The organism is Acaryochloris marina MBIC11017 (genome assembly GCF_000018105.1).
Classification (GTDB): Bacteria; Cyanobacteriota; Cyanobacteriia; order Thermosynechococcales; family Thermosynechococcaceae; genus Acaryochloris; species Acaryochloris marina.
Genome location: NC_009925.1, coordinates 109,902 through 131,914, shown reverse-complemented (window position 1 = coordinate 131,914; position 22,013 = coordinate 109,902). Strand labels below are relative to the sequence as shown.

Sequence of the window (22,013 nt, the reverse complement as noted above, 5' to 3'; positions counted from 1 at the left end):
AAATAAACCAAGGCTATGTTGGTGAGTTTGGCTGATCCAGGTCATTACTTTGGTTCCTTTATTCCTAAATGCTGGGGGGTGTGCAGAGCGAGAAAGACAAAGAAATGACGGATTTAGCGTTTGCCGGCCTTGGCTTTGCGGTGGGAATGCTTTTTATGGCGACCTTTGTGGGAGGATTTACCGGAGTGCTTTCTGGATCGCTCCTCTTTTGTGCACAAACTAATATTCAACTTCTGCCCCCGGACTCGAACCTGTTTGAGATGTTGAAAAACGGGCTTCGGCATGCACTCAGGTAGATAGACTGTGCTGAAGGTATCAAACAGTTTGATTTGACCGATGTAGCGGGGGGCGAGGTTGACTTCATTTGCGATCGCACCGACGATATTCTTCGGCTTTACCTCATGTTGGCGACCCACCTCAATGCGGAAGAGCTGCATTTGTTGATGGGAGGGCTTACCCAAGTCAGCAGCCCAGTTACTGGTTTGAACAGCATGGCCTGGGTCTGAGGATAAATCTTCTTTGGGGGGGACCAAGGGCTTATCTTTTTGGACTAAATAGGCCAGGGATGCAGCGATTTCCCGTAAGCTCAGGTCCTGTTCTTGCTGATAATTGGAGATTAAATCCTCAAAGAAGTCAAGGTCCTGATCTTCTATGGTGTCAGTAATCACCTGCTTGAACTGAACAATCCGGCGATCGGCAATATCCGCATGGCTGGGAATTTGCATGGGCTGAATGGGTTGGCGGGTGGCCTGCTCAATGGAACGCAGCATCCGCTTTTCCCGAGAAGACACAAACAGGATGGCATCTCCTTGGCGTCCGGCTCGCCCGGTGCGACCAATACGATGGACATAGGTTTCCGTATCGTAGGGAATGTCGTAATTAATTACATGGCTGATCCGTTCGACATCCAATCCCCGAGCCGCCACGTCCGTGGCGACGATGATGTCTAATCGACCCGCTTTGATTCGTTCAATGGTTTTTTCCCGTAGAGGTTGGCTAATATCGCCGCTGAGGACCGCGCTAGAATAACCTCTCGCCTCTAGCTTCTCGGCTAGTTCGGCTGCCATCACTTTGGTGCGAACGAAGACCAGCATGGCTTCAAAGTCTTCAACTTCTAAGATGCGGGTCAGGGCATCCAGCTTGCTGAGGCCGCGAACTTGCCAATAACGCTGGGTGACCGTCGAAACCGTTGCCGTTTTCGACTTAATTTTAATTTCGACGGGATCATTGAGGTGTCGCTGTGCCACTCGTCGAATCGCAGAGGGCATGGTGGCGGAAAATAGAGCAACCTGCCGTCCTTTGGGGGTTTCGTCGAGGATTTTCTCAACATCTTCGATAAAGCCCATGCGCAGCATTTCGTCGGCTTCATCTAAAACAACCGTCGAGAGGTTTTCTAGCTTGAGGGTGCCTCGGAGAAGGTGATCGATCAGTCGTCCGGGGGTTCCCACAACCACATGAACGCCGCGACGGAGTTGCCGGAGCTGGGTGCTGATGTTCTGTCCACCGTATAGGGTGGCGATATGAAAGCCAGGGAGATGGCGAGCGTAGGTCTGCATCGCTTCGGCCACCTGAATGGCTAACTCTCGGGTTGGCGCTAAGACCAGAATTTGAGGATGGGCTTGGGAGAGATCCAACTGACTCAGCAACGGTAGAGCAAAGGCGGCTGTTTTGCCCGTTCCCGTTTGGGCTTGGCCGAGCAAATCTCGGCCTGCTAATAACGGTGGAATACTCTGGGCTTGAATCGGAGAAGGAGACTCATAGCCGACTTCTTCAACGGCTTGCAGTAACGGAGGTGCGATCGCAAGATCGGCAAACCGAGAAAGGGTAGGTTGTGACATAGGGGAATAATGAATGGGTAACCGGATTTGACAGCATCACATCAAATCGGGCATTAGGGACAACATGGGTATATTGCTATACCCCGGACGCAGGGGTGGAAGTCTGGGCCAGTTTGTGGCGACGGATTGACCCAACTCACCAGCTTCAGAAGACTTAACTATCATAAACGATATAGTTCTGAAATAGGGCTGATAAACCGGATAGAACGGTTTCTCTTTCAACTCTCAAGGGGGCACTTCTTCATTGACAATTGTCCAAACTCCTGAGTTTCTAACGGTGAGAATATCGGATTGCGCCACAAACCTGATCTTTGCCTGTAGATGGTCCTTTTGGAAAATTGACTAGAAATTCACTACATAAAGCTGGAAAACGCTATACTGCGGACGACTTGTGACTTAACATTGTGGTAGAGAGATTTGGCACACTGGGAGTATCCCCGCACCTATCCTCCACTCCCATGATTAAAATTGATTTCACCGCAGAGGAAATCCAACAACTCAATTACGAACGCTATCATCACCCTCACCCACGGGTGCAGCGACGGATGGAAGTGCTCTACTTGAAGAGTCAAGGTCTTTCCCATACCCAGATCTGCCAGCTTTGTCAGATTAGTCGCCCCACTTTAGCCAAAACTCTTCGTCAGTATCAACAAGGAGGGATTGAAGGGCTGAAGACCCTTGAATATAAAGGTCAACCGAGTCTACTCAACGCTCATAGCGATAGTGTGAGAGCTTACTTTGAGCAACATCCTCCCCGCACCAGTGCAGAAGCTCAAGCGGTCATTGAGCAATTAACAGGCATCAAACGCAGTCCCACCCAAATCAAAGCCTTCCTCAAACGCATCGGTTGTCGTTATCGAAAAGTGGGGTATGTGCCGGGAAAGTCGAGTCTGCCCGAGAAAATTGAGGAGCAAGAGCAGTTTCGACACACTCGCCTTGAACCCTTATTAGAGGAAGCTCAACGCCAAGAGCGTCTTGTCTTTTTTGTGGATGCTGCTCACTTTGTTCACCGTGCTTATCTAGGGTTTGTCTGGTGCATCACTCGGATCTTCATCCCTTCTCCTTCTGGTCGCCAACGTTTCAATGTCCTGGGCGCGCTCGACGCTATCACCAAAGACCTAGTCAGCGTTACCAACCACACCTATATCAATTCTCACAGTATGTGCCTGTTACTGGCCAAGCTGGCGCTACTTGACCCAGTCATACCCATCAGCGTGATTTTAGACAATGCGCGATACCAGAAATGTCAGCTTGTAACGGACTTTGCCGAGATCGTCGATATTGAGCTGGTCTATCTGCCCTCCTATTCACCCCATTTGAATTTGATTGAGCGACTCTGGCGTTTTGTACGCAAGGAATGTCTCTATTCAAAGTATTATGCTGATTTTCCCGCCTTCAAAGGGGCCATTCAACAGTGCATCGACCAGTGTAATGGAGAGCATAAGGCGAAACTCACCACCTTACTATCACTCAAGTTTCAGTCTTTTAAGAAAGTTAATATCTTAGCCGCCTAGAGTATAAGTTTCCTATTTCAAATTAATCTTGTTTTTGACTTTATTATCGCTAGGAACTTTGGGCATCCTAAGTATAGAGAATGCCGTTTTAGTAATGGCATGAAAGAGCCCTTAGCAGATGATTATCGGAGACAAGCATGCCCCGGAGCAAACTTTCCTCACTAACCCATATTCGCTACACCGTTCACCAGGATGTGAGTGAACCTGCCCTACAACTTCTACAATTTATTGCTCAACAGAAGGGCAATGCCACCTTTCAACAACTCTTGATTAAGGCCAATAATTCACTAGAAACTTTGGTTGAATTAATCGAGGAATTAATGGAAATGAAGTTAATCCAAGAAACAGATCCTTCTAAAGTCACTTTTGTTGAAGATCCTTGGGAAGGCTCCCCTGAAGCTGCTGCTTCTTAGGTGATTTGAGACGTTTTCTTCGACTGCTTGATGCTCCTCATTAGACAGGATTGAGGGCTAAAACAGGGAGGCTAACCCTTGGACTCGCTTGAGCCAAAGGGATTGCAAAAGCCACAGTACCTGATTGCCCCGCTGATCCCAAATTTGTGTGAGCCCCAACGCCATTGTGTGTTGGGGCTTTTGAGTTCAGCAGGTTCCCAACAATATATCCCAGGATGGAAACCTGGCCCCACCGTTACGATTGGTTTTAATGGTTCGGGAAGAATGACGAGATGGTGGAACGATAACAAAAGTAGTCAATCTACCGTTGAGAATCATCACACCCATTGAGATTGTCTGATTCCTTAAACCTTGACTGCCTTTGGGTGAAAGTCTTGAAACAGCCTCAAACATCTAGATAGTGATGGTACCGTTCAGCCACCTATGGTATCCAGGGTTGTTTTACGTTCCTCCTAGAAAAAATAGGATGGTTCTACTGAATAAGAGTAGAGAGACCGATGAGCCATCTGATCGATACCTTGAAGCAAGTCCCTGACTTCCGCAGTGCCCGTGGTCGTACTCATCCGTTATGGCTTCTATTGCTCTTGATGGTGATGGGCATGCTCGCTGGATACCAGGGGTATTGTCCCTTAGAAACTTTTACGAGCGATTATCAGCAGCCTTTATGTGAGCTGTTGGGACTGGAGAACTTCCAAGTTCCGTCTCACTGTACCTTTCGACGCGTGATGAAGGGGCTTGACTTCCAATCGTTGAGCCACCAATTTGAAGCTTGGATGCTCTCGAAAGCTCAGACTCACTCTCCCGATAATTATGCAGCATCCATGGATGGCAAACGGATTTGTCAGGGGCTCACCGATGAAAACGGCAAGCAGCGTTTTGTAGGATTGGTGAGTATATTCGCAGTGGAAGCAGGCATCACCCTCAAGCTCGAAGCCCTCACTCAGGAGGATAATAGCGAAATCAAAGTCGTCCAGGCTCTATTGGAAACACTACAACTCGATGGCTTGTTAATCACCATGGATGCCTTACACGCCCAAAAAAACACTTCAGCAAGTTGTGGCTTCGGTTAATGACTATCTTATCGCCGTTAAGCGCAATCAGGGCCGTCTTTACGACCACCTCCAGACTTACTTTGAGTGTCTTAAACCCATGGCTGAGCATACCCACTCCATACAGAGTAGAGGACGAGAGGAACATCGGTGTATCCAGGTTTATGAGCCTGTCGGCATAGCCCTACAAGAGTGGGAAGCCATTCGCTCGGTGCTTTGTGTCCAGCGATGGGGTACTCGTCAAGGCAAGGCGTATCACAACACGGCCTATTACATCAGTTCAGCTGCCACCTCACCCCATCATTGGCAATCTCTGGTCCGAGAGCATTGGGGCATTGAAAATCGGTTGCATTGGCCGAAGGATGTGGTCTTTGGTGAAGATGATTATCGACTAGAGGATGAACAAGCACTGCTCAATTGGTCAGTGCTTAGAACCATTGTGATTAATATTCTGCGTCTAAACGGCTATCAATCCCTCAAAACCGCTATGACTAAGCTTGCTAATCGGGTCGACATCATTTTTTCGCTGCTAACTTAAAACAGCCCTGCTATGGTATCTACAATTGGAGAATCCTCAAGTTTGGTTTTGACTTGATGCAATAGTTTCATAAACATCCTTTGGGTTCGCCACCCAGCTAACCATTCGATGATGCTTTGACCCATTGGACTAGGGATTTCAAATCGAGTATGCCAATCGATTTGTGTTCCCTCGTTTTCAGATGAAAAATCCAACCAGCCTCGATCATGCTGGAAGGAACCTGACTCTCCCTGAGTATTGGAGAAAGAACGAATCTTATATTCAAAATGGTTAGGGGCTTGGAAAACAGTCACTTCCTCCTGAAAAGTGCCCCAGGATAGAGTAACTTCTCTGATGGCACCGCAGCCATTGATGGAGTCGGAACCTTCTTTGATAAGTTGGCACTTAACTTCAGGACGATTCAAGAACTTCTCATGGTCGGAAATGGCTTGAAAAACGGTTTGTTGATCAGCTCGAATCACAATTTTGACGTGGACATGATGCATCTCAGCCTAGGGAAAGGGGCTAATCGTTTCTAGTAAAGGCGGTGTTCATTACTTGGGTCAAGAACTCGCCAATGGTGGGTTCCTCCGACTGTCGGGGGCCAGCAATATTTAGGACTTTAATCGAGAACTGGCTGACAAACTGATGGAGATGAGCAGCGCCATTCTGTATCCCCATACCTGCATGGAGATGTATCCAAGGCTTTTCGATTTGCTGAGCCAATTGCTGGGTTAAGAGGGTGCCTCCGCCAAGTAAGGATGACAGGGACAAGATAACTGTGGCATCAGAATCGCGAATATTCCATTCTGTCCGCTGAGCATAGGCTGAAGAAGGTGTTTCTTGCAAGTGGTAACAGGTTGGAATAATCCCATCTTCAGCCCGTCGACCTTGGGGACACCATCCTCCATGTTCGATTTCCATGACCATAGCCCAATCCAAGGCAGCACGATCGGCCCCTGTTTGGCCACCGGACACGATTTTCTTAAATGGGATTAGCTTTTTGTCCTTGTTTTTCAATTTGATTGAAACGTTTAAGGAAAAAGGGAAACATCTGCAACAGACGAGTTGTGGAGGCTTTTGTTAGGTTCTAAGCTCTCGAGCCTATCAACTTCAACTCATTTTTTGGAAAATGTCCCAAATATGATTACTTCTTCATGGTGAAAACAACAGGCCCATTGTCGAGTACAGTCCATTGTTAGCATATAGTTCCCGATAGACCACGCCAGTGCATTCCAATATTTAACAACCAATTTCCAGGGCATTTGAACAATTTTGTCCGCTTCATAAATGAGGAATATATCTGTGGAGTAGGGAATACCAAGATCGTGAAGCCACTGTCGAACAATCTGGATTCCAGAATCTAAATTCCAGTGCTCGTCATCAAGTTTGAAAGCGGTACGCTTTGCGAATCTGTGTTTAGAGGCAGGCCATCCTGAAGGAAGTGAAGGGCTAAGCCATTCCCAAACTCGCTGTGCTGAAGATGATGTTAACAAGTGAATCTGTAATGCATGTTCCTTAGGTAGTGGTAGATAATCATCTTCAAAGCAAAAGAACTCACGCTGTCTTTCGGTGATGTCATACCAACCAATTCTTTCGATAGTAAATGGCGCTTTTGCTGACATGATTCAGTTGAGCTAAGTCATGAGGTTGTTTGGCTCGTCCTTGAAAGGCATGATTAGAGTCAATCCATTTCCTCCAGTTACAGTCAATCCATCTGACATCCGACTGCCCAAGGAATTACTGGCAATTTATCAACATCTGATGTTTGATGCACACAGTTATTTCTCTTGTTGTCCTGCCATTTGATGAGTAGGACAACAATCTACTTTGACTTGCCTTGGTGAATGGTACAAAGGATCTAAAAAGTTAATGGCCAACAGTTTGCATGCGACTCAAGAATTACTGACGTTGGCGTTTTTTTGCAGATTTGGCAACTTTATATAAACACCTTAATTCTTCAGCCAAAGTATTATCGGGCATTCCTTCCCCAGCTCGACGGTACCAATATTTAGCATTACTTATATCGCCTTCGACCCGATGTAAGTAACCATGAATGAGGCAAGACGTTTGATCTGATTGGCGCTCTACTAAGTGATGCGCTTCATGCCATTTCCCTTCCCTGGCTAAATCCAAGGCTTTGATATGAAGGTCAGTCACAGTCCCCCCATAGATTGACTTACAACTTGCACTGACTGTTAGCGACGTTTCGTTTTTTAGCTGTTTGAGTAAATGGCCAGCTTACCGTAATGATCTTATAGAGTATATTACCCATTAGTAGAAAAAGACATCATGAATTATAAGTGCATCATGATTGAGATTTGAATGGGAGAACTTAGATTTTTCTCAATCCAAGATGCTGGAAGGATGAGTTTGCTCTATCTTCAATTTTTGGGGATTTCTGATAAAAAAGATCGATATGATTTGTTGCCCTGTCGTTTCTAAAACAGCAATCGTTTCTACTTGGCCTGAGATGGAGAACTGAATGCCAGTCTGGCCATTGACCTGGACTAGTTCTAGATCTGGAGTGAACCCCAATTTGCTCTGATACCGATAGATAGCTCGGAGGAAACCACTCACTTTTGCTGAGCCCTGAATGGGCTTAAGGGCTGCGGTAACTTGACCCCCGCCATCCGACCAGAGGGTAATATCATCAGCCAGATATTGAAGTAAATCCTCCATCTCTCCCTGCTGGCAGGCCTGCATAAATTTTAAGGTGAGTTGTTGATGCTGTTCAGGGGAAGACGGAAATCGCGATCGCGGTTTGGTTACCTGTTGCCGAGCACGGCGAGCAATTTGGCGACAGTTCACCGTACTCTTATCAACAATGGGTGCAATGTCGTCGTAGTCATAGTCAAAGATCTCCCTTAATAGAAAAACGGCCCTCTCAATGGGAGAGAGTCGTTCCAGCATGACCAAAAAGGCCATTGTTAGGGAGTCAGCTAGTTCCACTCGATGATTGGGATCGGCTGAGAGATCAGAGACAATCGGCTCCGGTAGCCAAGGGCCAATATATTGCTCGCGCTGGACTTGAGCGGATCGCAATCGGTCGATACACAGCCGAGTAATGATGGTGGTCAGATAGCTTTTGGCAGACCGCACCTGGGATTTTGAGACGGTCTGCCATTTGAGGAAGGTATCCTGCACCATGTCCTCCGCATCCATAACGGTACCCAGCATCCGATATGCGATCGCAAACAAAAGCGACCGATACTCCAAAAAATCATCCGTTAAGGGATGAGAGGCTGCCGAGGGTTGAGTGCCCATACACTAACTCCAATACCAATGCCTTCCGAGACGGCCAGTAGAATTGCCGTGACCTGAAATAGAACTCCCAAACTCGTGGGAGGCATCTGAGAAAAATGATCGGGGCTGATAACAACAAAGTGGTTGTACAGACCAAAGAGAAGAGACCCTGCCATCGATACTAACAGCACCGTTGAAGCCCATTTAACCTGCTGTCTCCAGACCAAAACCACGGCAACGATTGGCAGCGCTGAAATCACCCCCGCAATAAACAGGGCTTGTAAGACTGAGATCGGAACCGGAATGAGCAGATGGGCTAGGCCATGTAGAGCACTAATCAGAGTATGGGCGATCACCACTCGGGTGATGGGAGTTGTTTGATGACTCATGATGTGGCTCAAGCGGCGACTGGAACAGTGTAGCTACCGGGCAGGACTTGGGATGCGATCACCAGACGATTCCAACTATTGATGGTCACAATTGCTATCAGTAGCTGTGTCACTTCTGCTTCTGAGTAATGTTGGCACGCTTCAGCATAGACCGCATCAGGAACCGCTTGCTCAGAGATCCGGGTGACAACCTCAGTTAAGGCTAGGGCAGCTCGTTCTGCGGGTGTGAAAAAGGGTGTTTCTGCCCAGGCACTGAGGGCATAGAGCCTTTGCTCCGATTCTCCATCAGCTCTGGCCTCTTTGGTATGCATATCAATACAAAAGGCACAGCCGTTAAGCTGAGAAGCTCTGGTTTTGATCAAATGCAGCAATTGTGGCGGCAGGCCGCACTGACGGAGATAGGCTTCCAACCCCAGCATCGCTTGATGGGCTTTTGGATCGGATTGACTGAAATCGAATCGTTGCGTCATGGAATTTCTCCCAAATTATGTGTCTATATAGGAGACGGGAGAGGTGCCCCAGCTGTGACAAGTTTGGCTAAATTTTCTGGCGAGGGGATCGTGATGACTGATAATAAGGGCATGTCGGCAAGGGAGTTAAACCTGTGGGTATCGAAAATCCGAATGCAATCGAGCATCAGAATGTACCGCAAGCCCATCAAGGACTGCATGACTTTCTCTACAGTTCCGATGACGAACATACTGCTGAAACAGCGACGACCCCAACCACAGCTCAAGCTGCCGAATCTCCGATTCCTGTAGCGACTTGGTGTGAAGCCTCTGGAGATGTCAAGATTTCGGGGGTTTATGCGGTCTTTGATCAAGCAGGCAATCCCCAATACGTGAACTATTCCCGCAATGTTTCCCTCTCTTTGAAGAGCCATATTTTCCAACACGGCGAGGAGATTTGTGCCCAAGTCAAAGTTCAGACTTTTAAATTTCCCAAACGCGCTGAAATGGAGCAGTTAAGGGATGAATGGATAGCAGCTTTCCCCAGTCTTCCCCCTGGAAATACCGGGGATGGAAAATGGGCTGGAACAGTTAAAGATGCAGCGATTCAAGCCATGTCTGCTCAAGAGCGGCAAGCCTATGAAGAGAAGAAGGTGAAGTTGCAGAAGGCCATGGCTTTAGGCGTAGCTGGTAGTGCCCAGCCTCAGAGCGAGGCAGAACGGCGTCAAAATTTGGAGTCGGCGATCAAAGATGATAACTGGAGCGAAGTGATTCGCGAACAGACCAAAGAAACCCATGCGGAATAGAGCTGAAGTAAAGCCTTCTCTATATGTCAGCTAGGTTGCCATCTGGCTAAGCAGTTCTTCCCATCTCGACCAAACCATATCGGTGTAATCTTGGGCACTCACCCCATAGGCACCAACGGCAAATCCATCATTCATTTCAATCAAAGCAGTTTTTCCAGAATCGAGAACACCAAAATCAATCGCATAACCTGCATAAGCCTCACCCGATTCGTTAAGGATACGGATCGCTTCTTCAACAGCGTCTCGATCTATTGGTTCAAGTGGATCGCCCTCATAGTGGTGAATCCCCCTAATTTGAGACCGAACAACATAAACACGATATTCACTGCGCCAGTGGACGACTTCGGAGCAAATCAAGTTTTCATGCTTAGATATCCCCGAAACCTGGGCTAAATCTACCTCAGATTGAAAAATGGCCCCCGTAAATTGCTTTCGACGAGAACAAGGTTTGGCGAAGATGGCTGGATAGTCCCCTCTCTCTAATCTTGTGGCTAATTCAGAAAGGGTGGATTGCCAAATCTGCCGATGTAAGAAGCTTTGTAGGCAAACTGGATAGTCATTCAGCGCTGGCGTAGGAATGTTCAGTTGCTTCAACGCCCCCAAAATACAAGGGATGTTGCCAACGACCAGTGAATGTTCATCCAGAGGGAGCTGTCGGCGACGAATACGCTTGGCTGTAAAGAAGGAAAACGGTATTCCTTTCTGAGTTAAGGCTTCTGCCACAAGTTGCTCTTCTGTTTCTAGTTTTCCATTCCCTAGCTCTTGAATAAAAGCTTTTGTAATCGTTGGCATGGATAAAGAAACGAGAGAATTCATCTACTCAAGAATGGATCAATCCTATTCTCGTTGTTCGTGTATTAGCTTAACAGGACTCAACGTTTCCGCTTACGGCAATGTCTCTACTCTAGCCTGTTGTTATTAACTGGAAGTTAGTACGCCCAACCTTTTTCTTATCTAGGTTGAAGAGTAGTCTTCACAGTGTTGAACTCAGGCCGGAATAATCCTTGCTCTTGCATGACCTGCTCTAGTCGATCCGCTCCCCCGATATATTGTCCTCCCAACCAAATTTGGGGAACAGTGATAGGGGTTTTGGGGCCAACGAGGGGCTTTACTCGGGCCAACATTTCGTAGAGTGCGCGAGGGCTGCGAACCACATCGTGGTAGGTGTACTGAATACCTACTTGGTCTAAATAGGCTTTGGCGCGTTTGCAGTGAGGACAGCTTTCTTTCCCAAATAAATGGCTTCTTTGGATGGGGGCTTTGGATGCGTAAGCGGCTGTAACGGCTTCTGTCAGTAGTCCTCGATTCAGTGCATGACCTTGGCTAATCACTTTGCCATTGACCATCACAATCGGAGCATGCCATCCCCCTTTGAGTAAGGGCTTCCACCATTCTGTGAGCCACTCGCGAATTTCGAGTATGACGGGAATGCCCGCTAACTCATTCTCCAAGGTGTCTAGAATGACATCTTTGGTCAGGGTACATTCACCACAAGGAATTTTGACCTTAAAAGGGCCCCATGCTCCCGCCCATCGGTACAAGGTGATATTAACTTCGTGGCCTGACATAGTGTGTGCTCGCTATTAACTTCACATCCCCACTATGGCTACTCCAAAGAAAAATGCACTGAAGCCAGGCTTAATGTTTGATGAGATCCTGCCTTTTTGTAATTCATAAACGATGGGGCTGCTCTTGCATTTGGACCGGCTCAGGAGTCTGAGCTAAGGCTGCCACCATTCCGTCATCCATTCTCGGATTTCTAACTCCACTGGAACACTCACTAGCCCAGTAACGATAGTTCCCGAAGTTGTATCTTCACGGCAGGGATGGTCTCTACTCGGAATATCGACTTCAATGGAATCCCATCTTTCTGTCCAACGATACAACGTGACTAAGACATTGAGGGCTGACATAGTGTACTCCTAATAGCTTCTCGTCTATAGGTACTATGTCTGCCCTAACAGAAAGGCTCCTGAAGTGGAGATGAACTTTGCATGAGAGGACTAATTGGGGTTTTAACCGATCGGGTGGAATGCGATCGCAACCCACCATTGCTAATCGGTAGAACCTACTCGCCAGTGCCCAGACTTCCCCCCAATCTTTTCCAGCAAATGGACATTGACGATCTGCATGGATTTATCCAGAGCTTTAGCCATGTCATAAAGCGTTAAAGCCGCAATGGAAACGGCTGTGAGAGCCTCCATCTCCACACCCGTTTCAGCCTTCGTTTTTACCTGGACTTGAATTTCATATCCGGGCAAGTCTGGATGAGGCTGAATTGAAACCTCAACCTTACTCAGCGGCAGAGGATGACAGAGGGGAATCAGTTGTGAGGTTTGCTTTGCTGCCATGATTCCGGCGAGTCGAGCAGTCCCCAGAACGTCCCCTTTAGGGGCATTCCCTGCTTGAATGGCTTCGAAGGTTTTGCCGGTCATCTTTACCTGGCCCGTGGCAGTTGCCATCCTTACCGTTGCAACCTTTTCTGAAACATCCACCATTTGGGCTTCCCCCTGGTGATCAAGGTGAGTCAGGGCTGGATTTTGATTCGTCATGATGATGAGGAACTCCTGATGTGGACAGCTTTCACAAGTTGTTCTTGCTATAATGTTAGGCTGTGGTAAGATGATAATCCCTTAGGGGCTTGTAGCTCAGTGGACTAGAGCACGTGGCTACGGACCACGGTGTCGGGGGTTCGAATCCCTCCTAGCCCGTTTAATCTCAAAATTACCAGTAACCCCAGATGGTTTTATCCTTTCTGGGGTTTACTTTTGCTAACGACGCCTCCGAAAAAAAAGCAGTTTTGCCTTTAAGCACTTCATGTAAGGAAGATTGAGTTAAACACGTCATTTCTAGTGGAGACCTCGCGCGAGGATTAGGGAATGGATATGTCTGCGTTTAGGCTAATCCATTAATGAGATTCAGGACTTGATGCGCCATCAGTAATTTGCTGCATATGGGAATAGCCACCTGATGCCCTGCCGAATCTAGAAATACAGCTTGATTATGCTCAGAACCAAATCCACTTTGGGGTTGATCAATGGGGTTGGCAACGATAGCATCTAACCTTTTTCGTTCTAGCTTCTCTTGTGCAGGAGCGATGATATCTCCCGTTTGAGCAGCAAAACCAATCAGTTTCTGATGGGACTGTTTTTGTTGACCAAGTTCTGCCAGGATATCGGGAATAGGTTTGAGGAGCAGATCCGAAGGTAGGGATTTTTTCGGTAGCTTCTCAGGAAAATAGTGGGCTGGCTGCACGTCGCCAACGGCCGCAGCCATAATGGTCCAATCAGCTTGAGGATATGCGGCTAACATTGCAGCACGCATTTCTGCCGAACTGGTCACGGCAACCGTTTCTAATTGGGGCGTTGTTGGCAATGGGGATGCTAAGGGACCATGCACCAACTGAACGTCTGCCCCTCTATACCAAGCTGCCAAAGCCAAAGCCAGTCCCATTTTCCCTGATGATGGATTGCCAATAAACCGGACTGGATCGAGGTGCTCACGAGTTCCGCCAGCACTGATCAGAAGCCGTTTGCCCTTAAGGTCCCGTTCGCCCTTGGTCACTAACAGGGAATTGATGTAGGTCAAGAGATCGGCAGGTTCTGCCATCCGCCCTTCTCCCACGGTGTCACAGGCTAGCATGCCAGACCCAGGGCCTAACGCATGATACCGCTGATCTTCAAGTAGTTGATGCCAATTACGTTGAACAACTGCCTGTTGCCACATGGTGGTATTCATTGCAGGGGTAACGAGGATAGGAGCAGTTGAAGCCAAAACAGTATTGGTCAATAGATTGTCAGCCAATCCCGCGTTTAGTTTGGCTAAGGTATTTGCGGTTAAAGGGGCTAGGACCAATAAGTCAGCCCATTCTCCCAACTCAATATGTAATGGGCGAGTATGGTGGGGCTGCCAAAGACTGGTGTCCTCATAGGCTGGCTGTCGGCAGAGGGTGGTGATGGTTAAGGGCGTAATGAACTCTTGGGCGGCAGAAGTGAGGATTGCCCTCACTTTTGCACCAGATTTCACCAATGCTGAGATGACTTCACAGACTTTGTAGGCAGCGATACCGCCACCGATACCAATTAGGATGCGGGAAGACACAAGGTCGCTATAAACTCACACGTACGATGGAGATTAGGATTCGTCGAATGCTTCTAGATCTAATAGGTATAGATAAGATTCAGTTAGTTCTGGACGTTGGAAGGCAATCGATCGGAGCAAATGCCAATCTTCCAAAGCAGCAAAGGGGGTTTCGTAGTCATCTTCTTCTAACCGCTTGGCAAGAAGCGCTACATCCTCTTCGGTGAACCCTGAAACATTTTTGTTTTCGCTGTGTGTAACATTCATCAACTAACCCCCACCTCTGGTATTGACATCCTGGGTAATGCCGTTCAAACAAACTGATCTAGTCACATTTTGGACCTAAATGACCTGTTTGGCTAATTCTCTCCGAAAATGGAAAGAGTAAAGAACAAAAAATCATATTTCCTACGCCGATCATACCCTTTCTCCATAAAAGACTGTCTGCTTTTTCTTTAGTAGCGATTTATCTATAGAATTCTCAATCAAGATATGTAAAGACTGGGTTTAGTTGGGTAATTTTGTTGACCGAAGCTTTCTCAAGGATCAACTTCTCAGCTTACAAGTCCAAAAGACGTGATAGTCTGTCAGCATCAAAAATTATGTGGGTTTATATACCGCTCTTTAGTTTCACCTGTAGACGTCTAGGACTTATTTGCAAATGGCTGTATTGGATTCCAAGGGACGCTTATTCGGTAAGGTCAACCTCTTAGATGCTGGGGCTGTCTTAATCATTTTGTCTGTTTTGGGGGGGATATTCTTATTCCCAGGACCGTCTGGCACCTTGGCCAATTCCGATGCCAATGTTGAGGTTGATTTGTTGGTTTTAGGATTGAAAACTCGAAATCCCAAAAAGATGATCAAGGCGGGAGAGAAGGCGAGTTTTAAAATCCGTAATCAGCCGATTGGTGAGGTCAAGATTAAGGAAGTAGAATTTCTGCCCAGAACCACGTTGGCTCCTCAAGCGGATGGATCTGTCAAAGCCGTTGCTGATCCTCGGGAAGAAGAGAAATTCTCAGTCAATATGATTGTCACCTTGGAAGGGAAGGGCCAAATGACGAGTAATGGTCCTGTCTTTGGCGGTACCTTAATCAAGGTTGGTCTACCTGTGGAACTAGATGGCGGACTGTACAATTTCAAACCCAGCGTGATAGATATCCGAGTCCCAGAGGGATGAGAAACCTTTACTCATAGCTAATTTTGGTCACTTTTGCTATTTTATTGAACTTCGCTAGTGGAAGATTCAACTTCTGCTAGTACTTGATCGGGTAAGGCATAGGAACTCGCCAAATTTTTTTCATCCCCTTCTAATATCTCTGGGAAGGAAATCTGCGGTAATACTGCCACTGAAAAGATCTCTTGGACTGCATCTTCAAACCGTAAGAAGCCCACAACTTCTCCCGTATGAATATGAATGACCCAAACCCCGCAGGTGCGTTCCTTGAGTCTACTGGTCAGAGGAATACCACTAAAGACTGCCGACTCTCGCACCTGAGATAGGCCCACAAAGGCTAAAGGACCATAAAAGTCTAGGCCACGAGTAAACCCAGGGAGTTCAGCGACTGTGGTTAGCTGTCCGGTCTTTAAATCGACCGTTGCTATAGCTCCGTTCCCAGACTCCAGGACCCAGAGCTGATCTGCATGCCAACGGGGCGAGTGGGGCATCGATAGTCCTTGGCAAAGTACCTTATTTGTGGTGACGTCCATCAGGATGCCACCCGAGGCTTTGTCTGGTCGCCAGCCGTGGGCGGTATTAGTGGTTCCCAATGCCGTCACATATTTGGGCTGATGATCCACCACCGCTAAACCATTTAAATGACAGCGATCTTCTGCGGCTAACCCAGTAATAAAGGGGGGACGCCAGCGGGGGACAAAGCTATAGGCATTTTCTAAGGTACAAAGGCAAGAAAACCGGGTATTGACGACCCACAATTCTTCTTTTGCCCAGGCCATTTCATGAATATCGATATCGCCTGTGGTGTGGACATTGCGGGGAATATAGTAGGCATCATGTTTGCCAACGGGTTCGAGTTGAGCCCCAATCACAGGCATATTGTAGAGTTCGGTGAGTTGGTAGGCTTCGCCAATGGCCATGCGAGTCGCATTAGCTGCTAAACCCATCGGGCGTCGAAAGTGACGAAAGTGAGTATTGAGTTGGTCACCGTCGGCCCGGACTAGGATAACTTTTCCCGCTTGATAGGTGGATACTACTAACGAGAACCGATTCTGGCTTAAAAGCTGAGTCAAATTAGAGGTGTAGACGCTCCTTAAGGGGGCGTCATTGGGATCGGTTGCAGCATCAGGTGAGGTCATTCTTTCTCGAAGCAGCAGCTTCTCATCCTAGGGACAACTGGCCACATTCGTAAAGGGCGCAGGGGGAGTACCGGGTGGAACCAAGGTGCCGTCAAAGCTAAAGACGGCATTGTTATTGTCGGCACTGACCGTCGCTAAATTTACAACCTGGAAAGTGTTTCCTTCAGAGATTAGGTTAAAGTCTGTTCCACCGGCCATCGCAAAGCCAGGACTATCACTACGGTTGCCTGAAATGGATGTACAGATAGGATTAATGTCACTATTACTTATCCGCACGCTATCTCGACCCGCTTGGAGAATGACATTATTGGAGATGTTAGCGGTGTTAATTCGACTGTCATAGTCATCTTCAGCGATGACAACAATGCCATCAGCGTTAGTTCCAGAAGTTGTTACATTATTGCCCGTAATATTGGCGGTATTAATAGTGCTGTAGTAGTAAGACTCAACGAAAATCCCATCAGCGTTAGTTCCAGAAGTTGTTACATTATTGCCCGTAATGTTGGCTGTATTAATAGTGCTGTAGTAGAAGGAGCTTACAAAAATACCATCAGCATTGTTAGCAGAAGTTGTTACATTATTGCCCGTAATGTTAGCTGTAGTGACCGTACTGTTATCTAATTCGATAGAGATGCTTTCATCTGTCGTTGTGATGCTATTGTCGCTAATGGTGGCTGTGTTGATAACGCTACCGTTAAAAAGCTGGAGATTAACACCACTTGAATCACCACCCGTGAGGGATAGGGTATTGGCTGAAATATTGGCAGTCGTTAGTGTGCTGTTATAGATATCAATATCAATGCCTCGCACATCGTTCACGGTCGTATTAAAAGTGTTGCCAGAAATATTGGCAGTTGACAGTGTGCTGTTAATAAGATCAACTTCAATGCCGGTATTATCACTGTCGGTCGTGATAAAAGTGTTGCCAGAAATATTAGCAGTTGTCAGTGTGCTGTTAATAAGACCAACATCAATGCCGGTGTTACCATCCCCGGTTTTAGAGAGGGTATTGTCAGAAATAGTAGCTGTTGTAATTGTGCTGTTGTTATTTACTAAAGCTAAAATACCGACGAGATCTTCATCTAATAATGACACCCGATTGCTAGTAATATTGGCTGTATTAATCGCACTATTATCAGTCGATAAAACATAAATGCCATAGGTGTCTTCGCGCGACATCATCACGGTGTTACCCGTGATGTTGGCGGTATTAAGGGTGCTATTGTCAGCAGACAAAATGAAAATGCCAGGTGTAGATAGTGAATCCGTTGACACGGTATTCCCCGAAATTGTAACTGTGTCGACTTGGCCGTTGGTGTAGACATTGAGCGCAATACCGCTTGATTCTGAAGTATTAACCTCGCTTACCGTATTATTCGAGATGGTTACTGAGTTGATTAGACCATTGTTGTAAACATCGACATCAATCCCATCTTCACCCACATTGCTAACCGTATTACCCGAAATCAACACACTGTCGAGATTGGTGTTGTTCTGGCCTAGGTCAATCCCATCATCCGTCGTTTGGGAGATCGTATTATCCATAATCTCCACCGCACCCGTCAGATTCTGCAAACGAATTCCATTATCCGCATTCGTAATTCGATTGCGATTAATGGTGGCATTGTTAACCCCCAATGCTTCAATCCCATTGGTTCCCATTGCCGAGATATCGACTCCGATAATCTGATTGTTGTTGGCTAAGGTCAGTGTTGCAGAACTCATCCCTGTCGTCGTTGAAGTCGGTGCACCATTCCCTGTGGGGTCCGTCACCGTCACATTCGCCAAGACATTGGATGGTCCTCTCGTGCGGAGATTGACCGTACCATTAAGGAAACTCCCCACACTTTGGCCATCCTGTAATTGGAACGTATCATTTCCATTCGTCCCTATCGCATCCAAAAGATCCATCCCTGTATTGTCCACCAGGATAATGATGTCATTGGGATTCGTAATCGTTTCACCCAGAGGGATATCGGCCGGATCTGTTCGTGTTCCTGCTCCTCCAGGGATATTGTCCACATAGAATAAATCGCCCAACCCAGTTCCTGGCGTTTGATTTAAGAACAGCACATCCAAGAAGTTATAGGTACCATTTGCCCCCACCGCACTAGCATCAATGGGAGTCGTCGCTGCAATCGTACTGGGAGCATCCACCGTCAACTCCCCATCCCCAAAGATAAAGTTGGCATTGGCATTATTCAACTGCACCCCAACATTTACTCCAGCAATCGAACTAGGAGTATCTCCAGCCGTATTCGTTGGATCACCTAAGGTAATCATCCGATTGCCCGTAGTATTCGTCAGGTCAATCCCCGTGCCCACGTTGCCCGTATTGGTAATCGCCACCGTGGGAGCCGTGACGCCGACATTCGCCCCCGCCAGATTAATCCCTGTTCCTGTAAAGCCATTAATCGTCAATGCCCCCAAGTTAAACACTGTAGTGGCATCATTAATTCCTGATAGATCCACACCATCTAACCCAGCATTGGTGATGGTCACAGGACCAAAGGTATAGGTCCCTGTACTATTGGTCGCTAAGAACCCATCTCCAGTCGTGTTGGCAATTGTAGTGGTTCCAGAGACACCCACCGAGCCTGTCACTGTATCCAGGTTGATGCCATTCGTTCCCCCGGTCGAAGACACTGAATCAAAGGTGATGTTGGCCACTATATTGCTGAGGTTCAGGGCAGCGCCACTGGTCGTAGTAACCGATTCATCCCCACTTGTGGCAGTGACATTGACGGTGCCGCCATTGGTGGCGCTAAATCCGGTACCGGTAGTGGTATCAATATCTAGGCCACCATTGAAGGCAATCGTACTACCCGTATTGTTGGTCAGGTTTACGCCAGGTGCTGTACTCGTATTGGCGGTGACTAAGCCATTAAAGGTGGTGGTGCCGCCTGTCTTATCAGTGATATTGACGGCACTCGCAGGATTGTTTTGAGTAATGGTACCGTTGTAAGTAATCGTGGTGGTGCCACCGACTACATTGACAGCGGCATTAGTAGCATTGGTAATCGAGCTAGCCACATCAAAGGTAAAGGTGCCATCGCCGTCCGTAATCTCAAGGCCGTTATCACCCGCATTCGTGATATCCACATTCGTTGCGGTGATGGTGCCGGAGGGATTAGCAAACTGGAGACCATCTCCACCAGCGTTAGAGATATCGACATTGGTGAGGGTGGTGGTGCCCGTAGCATTGAGGATCTGAATGGCGGGACCTGTGGCGTTGGTGCTCACAACGTTGGTTAAGGTCGTGTTGGCGGCATTGACGATAACGTCTGTGGCGTTGTTATTAAAGACGACGTTGTCGATGGTGGTGTTGGTGGAGGGGGTGATCTGAATACCAGCGACGGTGAAATTGCTGAGGCTGCTGTTACGGATGGTGGTGTTGGTGGCTCCTGTAACGGCGGCGATTCCTCTAGGAGCAGTGTTTTGCCCGTTGAAGGCAAGACCATCAATGGTGTTGTTATTGGCGAGGGTGAGGACGTTGTTGTTGGCACCATTGACCAGTTGGGGTTGTCCGGCATCAAAGATGGTGACTGAGCCGAGGTTAGGTACAGTGAGGACGAAGTTGGGAGTGGTTCCTACCCCAAGGGCTTGTTGTCCAGGTTTTAGGGTTAGGGAGTTTCCTAGGCCTGTTTGGGTATTAATCGTGCCGGCATCATCTAAGAAGAAGAGGATGTCGTTGGCTTGAGTGATGGCACTGGTAGCTTGAGCAACTGTCAGGGGGTTATCTTGCGTGCCATCACCTGCTGTACCATCACCATCGACAAAGAAAATATTAATCGGTTGTCCAGTCGCAGGATTTAGTGCAACTTGGGGAGGTGTCACTGCAGTAATCTGTGGGCCCATTGGAGAAAGAGTACCTTGACCGGTAAGGGCAGCTTGCAGTTCGGTAAGGGTGATGGGGAGATTGATGTCCTGAGCAAAGGTGGTGATTTCATAGTGGCGTTCAATGGGGCGGCGAGCTAATCGCTGGGTCAGACTCAGGGGTTCAGATCGTTGGGGGCCGCCAAAGGGAATCCCGAGGCGGACAAAGCCTTCAAGTTCGGATCCACGGGTTTCATCGAAGCGGAAGCGGCTGCCGACTTGGAGGAGTCCCCCATTCATGCCTAAGGGGTCTTGGACTTCGAGTTGGGCACGGGCCATGGGGCCGTCGATACTGTTGGTGGCGCTGCTATCAAAGAAGAAGTAGCCACCAAAGAGACCAAGGCTGACTTTGTCATTAAAGTGATGACGATGGCCGACTTCAAAGTCGAAGCCCGCTAGGGCGCGTTCCCGAGTTTCTAGTGTCAGGGTTTGTTGGACAACGTCCGCACCTAGGCCATTAGCACGAGGTTGAAGGCTAAGGACACCATTCACGGTGCGTTGACCCACCACTTTAGAGTTACTGCCTGGAAGATAGCCGTTGACTCTAAACTCAAATTTCTTGCTAATGAGTTCTGCGCCGAGGCTACCTTGGTGATATTGAAAGCCGTTTTCACTGCGGGTTGTGTCGTAGAAGGCATAGGTACCGAGGACCCAGGGATTCTCTTCGGCGGTGTTGAGGACACGGCGATAGGCGAGACCGAGGTTCCCCAGGAAGGTTTCGTTGCTACCTGCTTCAAAGTGGACATCAGCAAAGGCAAAGGATTTTTCGTCTTGGAAGACGGGGAGGCGGAGGTTGAGGACGCCAAACTGGCGACGGGTGCTACCGCGAAATTCAGCATCGACGAAGTAGGGGATATCGAGGCTGGCTGAAGGTTCGGGATCTTCTGGTGTCTGAGATGGAGCGTCCGAAGAAGCTTGGGGAGGAGCTATTGGGCTGGCCTGGGCTGTTGGGGGAGTTACCGGAATCGAAGAGACTGGGACAGTCTGGGAATTAGGAACCCATCCAGCTTCGGCTAAGGTGAGAGGGGGATTGGGCAGATCTGTGATAGAGGGTTCGGGGATTGAATGGCTTTCTGAGGGCTTCTCCTGAGGGGTAAGGGGAGGGTGTGCAGGGTCGTTTTGAAGGCTAGATCTGGTTGTGGTGGGTATGGGGGGGAGTTTAAGTGCAAGGTCTAAATCACCTATTGGAGTGATTTGAACGGAGATCGGCTCTGGCTCAATTCGCTCCGTCTTTGAGGGAGTGGGTTGTCCTAGAGGAGAAATTAAGGTAGTGGGTTTGGCAATGGTAGACAGGGGGGATAGCCCCGCCATCAATACACTTAGGGTTAAGGCTTGACCCCAATTCGGAAATAATCTAGGGTCAAGAATACGACGTCTAGCCATCGTGATACCTCACTCACATTCCAATTTTTAGATCAATCTCACTTGCGGGGGTGCTGGCGACACCACAAATTAGATTGCGAAAAAATACAATCGCAATCAGAGAATATGTAGGAGTACTAAATGCTCGATAATGAGCCCGT

22 protein-coding genes and 1 tRNA gene are annotated in these 22,013 nt (G+C 47.9%); 7 read left to right on the top strand and 16 right to left on the bottom strand.

Features of this window, described 5'->3' with window-relative positions; genetic code table 11:
- Nucleotides 1-113: 113 nt before the first annotated feature.
- Complete coding sequence (locus AM1_RS00580) at nucleotides 114-1,838, bottom strand: DEAD/DEAH box helicase (RefSeq protein WP_012160835.1); 1,725 nt, start codon at nucleotides 1,836-1,838, stop codon at nucleotides 114-116.
- 458 nt (nucleotides 1,839-2,296) lie between these two features.
- Here AM1_RS00580 and AM1_RS00575 point away from each other — a divergent pair, with 458 nt between their 5' ends.
- The 4 genes from AM1_RS00575 (at nucleotide 2,297) to AM1_RS39535 (ending at nucleotide 5,352) form a co-directional block, all read left to right on the top strand.
- On the top strand, nucleotides 2,297-3,352 hold the full coding sequence (locus tag AM1_RS00575) for an IS630-like element ISAcma14 family transposase (protein ID WP_041658446.1): 1,056 nt from the start codon (nucleotides 2,297-2,299) through the stop codon (nucleotides 3,350-3,352).
- 137 nt (nucleotides 3,353-3,489) lie between these two features.
- Nucleotides 3,490-3,765, top strand: a complete 276-nt coding sequence (locus AM1_RS00570; protein ID WP_010469004.1) for a hypothetical protein — start codon at nucleotides 3,490-3,492, stop codon at nucleotides 3,763-3,765.
- Between the two features lie 78 nt (nucleotides 3,766-3,843).
- Nucleotides 3,844-4,095: a hypothetical protein gene (locus AM1_RS40720; RefSeq protein WP_148215639.1), complete on the top strand. Its 252-nt coding sequence runs from the start codon at nucleotides 3,844-3,846 to the stop codon at nucleotides 4,093-4,095.
- A 167-nt stretch (nucleotides 4,096-4,262) separates the two neighbouring features.
- Nucleotides 4,263-5,352 (top strand): ISAs1-like element ISAcma12 family transposase gene (locus AM1_RS39535; RefSeq protein WP_076611922.1). Its coding sequence is split into 2 segments (ribosomal slippage): nucleotides 4,263-4,802 and nucleotides 4,804-5,352, totalling 1,089 coding nucleotides; the frame shifts between segments, so codons are not numbered across the junction.
- On the opposite strand, the gene AM1_RS00555 is transcribed toward AM1_RS39535, so the two are convergent.
- The 7 genes from AM1_RS00555 to AM1_RS00525 form a co-directional block, all read right to left on the bottom strand.
- Nucleotides 5,349-5,837, bottom strand: a complete 489-nt coding sequence (locus AM1_RS00555) for an SRPBCC family protein (protein ID WP_012160830.1) — start codon at nucleotides 5,835-5,837, stop codon at nucleotides 5,349-5,351. The two genes, AM1_RS39535 and AM1_RS00555, sit on opposite strands and share 4 nt — an antisense overlap.
- A 19-nt stretch (nucleotides 5,838-5,856) precedes the next feature.
- Nucleotides 5,857-6,309 carry a putative molybdenum carrier protein gene (locus AM1_RS00550; protein WP_012160829.1) on the bottom strand — a complete coding sequence of 151 codons (453 nt, stop codon included), beginning with the start codon at nucleotides 6,307-6,309 and terminating at the stop codon, nucleotides 5,857-5,859.
- 140 nt (nucleotides 6,310-6,449) lie between these two features.
- Complete coding sequence (locus AM1_RS00545; RefSeq protein ID WP_012160828.1) at nucleotides 6,450-6,956, bottom strand: DUF2947 family protein; 507 nt, start codon at nucleotides 6,954-6,956, stop codon at nucleotides 6,450-6,452.
- A 277-nt stretch (nucleotides 6,957-7,233) separates the two neighbouring features.
- Entirely contained in the window at nucleotides 7,234-7,491 is a 258-nt protein-coding gene (locus AM1_RS00540) for a hypothetical protein (RefSeq protein ID WP_012160826.1), read from the bottom strand.
- Nucleotides 7,492-7,677: 186 nt separating this feature from the next.
- Nucleotides 7,678-8,598: an RNA polymerase sigma-70 factor gene (locus AM1_RS00535; protein ID WP_012160825.1), complete on the bottom strand. Its 921-nt coding sequence runs from the start codon at nucleotides 8,596-8,598 to the stop codon at nucleotides 7,678-7,680.
- Entirely contained in the window at nucleotides 8,562-8,966 is a 405-nt protein-coding gene (locus tag AM1_RS00530; RefSeq protein WP_012160824.1) for a hypothetical protein, read from the bottom strand. The genes AM1_RS00535 and AM1_RS00530 overlap by 37 nt, the downstream gene beginning before the upstream one ends.
- 8 nt (nucleotides 8,967-8,974) lie before the next feature.
- Nucleotides 8,975-9,436, bottom strand: coding sequence for a carboxymuconolactone decarboxylase family protein (locus AM1_RS00525; RefSeq protein WP_012160823.1), 462 nt, complete (start codon nucleotides 9,434-9,436; stop codon nucleotides 8,975-8,977).
- Nucleotides 9,437-9,570: 134 nt separating this feature from the next.
- Here AM1_RS00525 and AM1_RS00520 point away from each other — a divergent pair, with 134 nt between their 5' ends.
- On the top strand, nucleotides 9,571-10,221 hold the full coding sequence (locus AM1_RS00520; protein ID WP_012160822.1) for a GIY-YIG nuclease family protein: 651 nt from the start codon (nucleotides 9,571-9,573) through the stop codon (nucleotides 10,219-10,221).
- A gap of 30 nt (nucleotides 10,222-10,251) precedes the next feature.
- Here AM1_RS00520 and AM1_RS00515 read toward each other — a convergent pair whose 3' ends face one another.
- The 4 genes from AM1_RS00515 to moaC all read right to left on the bottom strand — a co-directional run bounded on the left by AM1_RS00515 (nucleotide 10,252) and on the right by moaC (nucleotide 12,773).
- A complete protein-coding gene (locus AM1_RS00515) occupies nucleotides 10,252-11,013 on the bottom strand; it encodes an ATP-grasp domain-containing protein (protein WP_238549128.1) in 762 nt (253 codons plus the stop codon).
- Nucleotides 11,014-11,171: 158 nt separating this feature from the next.
- Nucleotides 11,172-11,789, bottom strand: a complete 618-nt coding sequence (locus AM1_RS00510) for a glutaredoxin family protein (protein ID WP_012160820.1) — start codon at nucleotides 11,787-11,789, stop codon at nucleotides 11,172-11,174.
- Between the two features lie 153 nt (nucleotides 11,790-11,942).
- Nucleotides 11,943-12,134, bottom strand: a complete 192-nt coding sequence (locus AM1_RS00505) for a hypothetical protein (RefSeq protein ID WP_012160819.1) — start codon at nucleotides 12,132-12,134, stop codon at nucleotides 11,943-11,945.
- A gap of 141 nt (nucleotides 12,135-12,275) precedes the next feature.
- Nucleotides 12,276-12,773 (bottom strand): cyclic pyranopterin monophosphate synthase MoaC, encoded by a 498-nt coding sequence (gene moaC, locus AM1_RS00500; RefSeq protein WP_012160818.1) that lies wholly within the window; start codon nucleotides 12,771-12,773, stop codon nucleotides 12,276-12,278.
- Nucleotides 12,774-12,858: 85 nt separating this feature from the next.
- On the opposite strand from moaC, the gene AM1_RS00495 reads away from it, so the two are divergent.
- Nucleotides 12,859-12,932, top strand: a tRNA-Arg gene (locus tag AM1_RS00495).
- A gap of 184 nt (nucleotides 12,933-13,116) precedes the next feature.
- Here the strand turns inward: AM1_RS00495 and coaBC are convergent.
- Nucleotides 13,117-14,322 carry a bifunctional phosphopantothenoylcysteine decarboxylase/phosphopantothenate--cysteine ligase CoaBC gene (coaBC, locus tag AM1_RS00490; RefSeq protein WP_012160817.1) on the bottom strand — a complete coding sequence of 402 codons (1,206 nt, stop codon included), beginning with the start codon at nucleotides 14,320-14,322 and terminating at the stop codon, nucleotides 13,117-13,119.
- A gap of 33 nt (nucleotides 14,323-14,355) precedes the next feature.
- The gene (gene isiD / locus AM1_RS00485; protein WP_012160816.1) at nucleotides 14,356-14,568 is read right to left on the bottom strand and encodes a protein IsiD; all 213 of its coding nucleotides are present in this window, start codon (nucleotides 14,566-14,568) and stop codon (nucleotides 14,356-14,358) included.
- Between the two features lie 394 nt (nucleotides 14,569-14,962).
- Between isiD and AM1_RS00480 the strand changes: the two genes are divergently transcribed.
- Nucleotides 14,963-15,478, top strand: coding sequence for a DUF4330 domain-containing protein (locus AM1_RS00480; RefSeq protein ID WP_012160815.1), 516 nt, complete (start codon nucleotides 14,963-14,965; stop codon nucleotides 15,476-15,478).
- 41 nt (nucleotides 15,479-15,519) lie between these two features.
- On the opposite strand, the gene AM1_RS00475 is transcribed toward AM1_RS00480, so the two are convergent.
- Both AM1_RS00475 and AM1_RS00470 read right to left on the bottom strand, forming a co-directional pair.
- Nucleotides 15,520-16,614 carry a TIGR03032 family protein gene (locus tag AM1_RS00475; RefSeq protein ID WP_012160814.1) on the bottom strand — a complete coding sequence of 365 codons (1,095 nt, stop codon included), beginning with the start codon at nucleotides 16,612-16,614 and terminating at the stop codon, nucleotides 15,520-15,522.
- 27 nt (nucleotides 16,615-16,641) lie between these two features.
- Nucleotides 16,642-21,873: an inverse autotransporter beta-barrel domain-containing protein gene (locus AM1_RS00470; protein ID WP_012160813.1), complete on the bottom strand. Its 5,232-nt coding sequence runs from the start codon at nucleotides 21,871-21,873 to the stop codon at nucleotides 16,642-16,644.
- Between the last annotated feature and the right edge of the window lie 140 nt (nucleotides 21,874-22,013).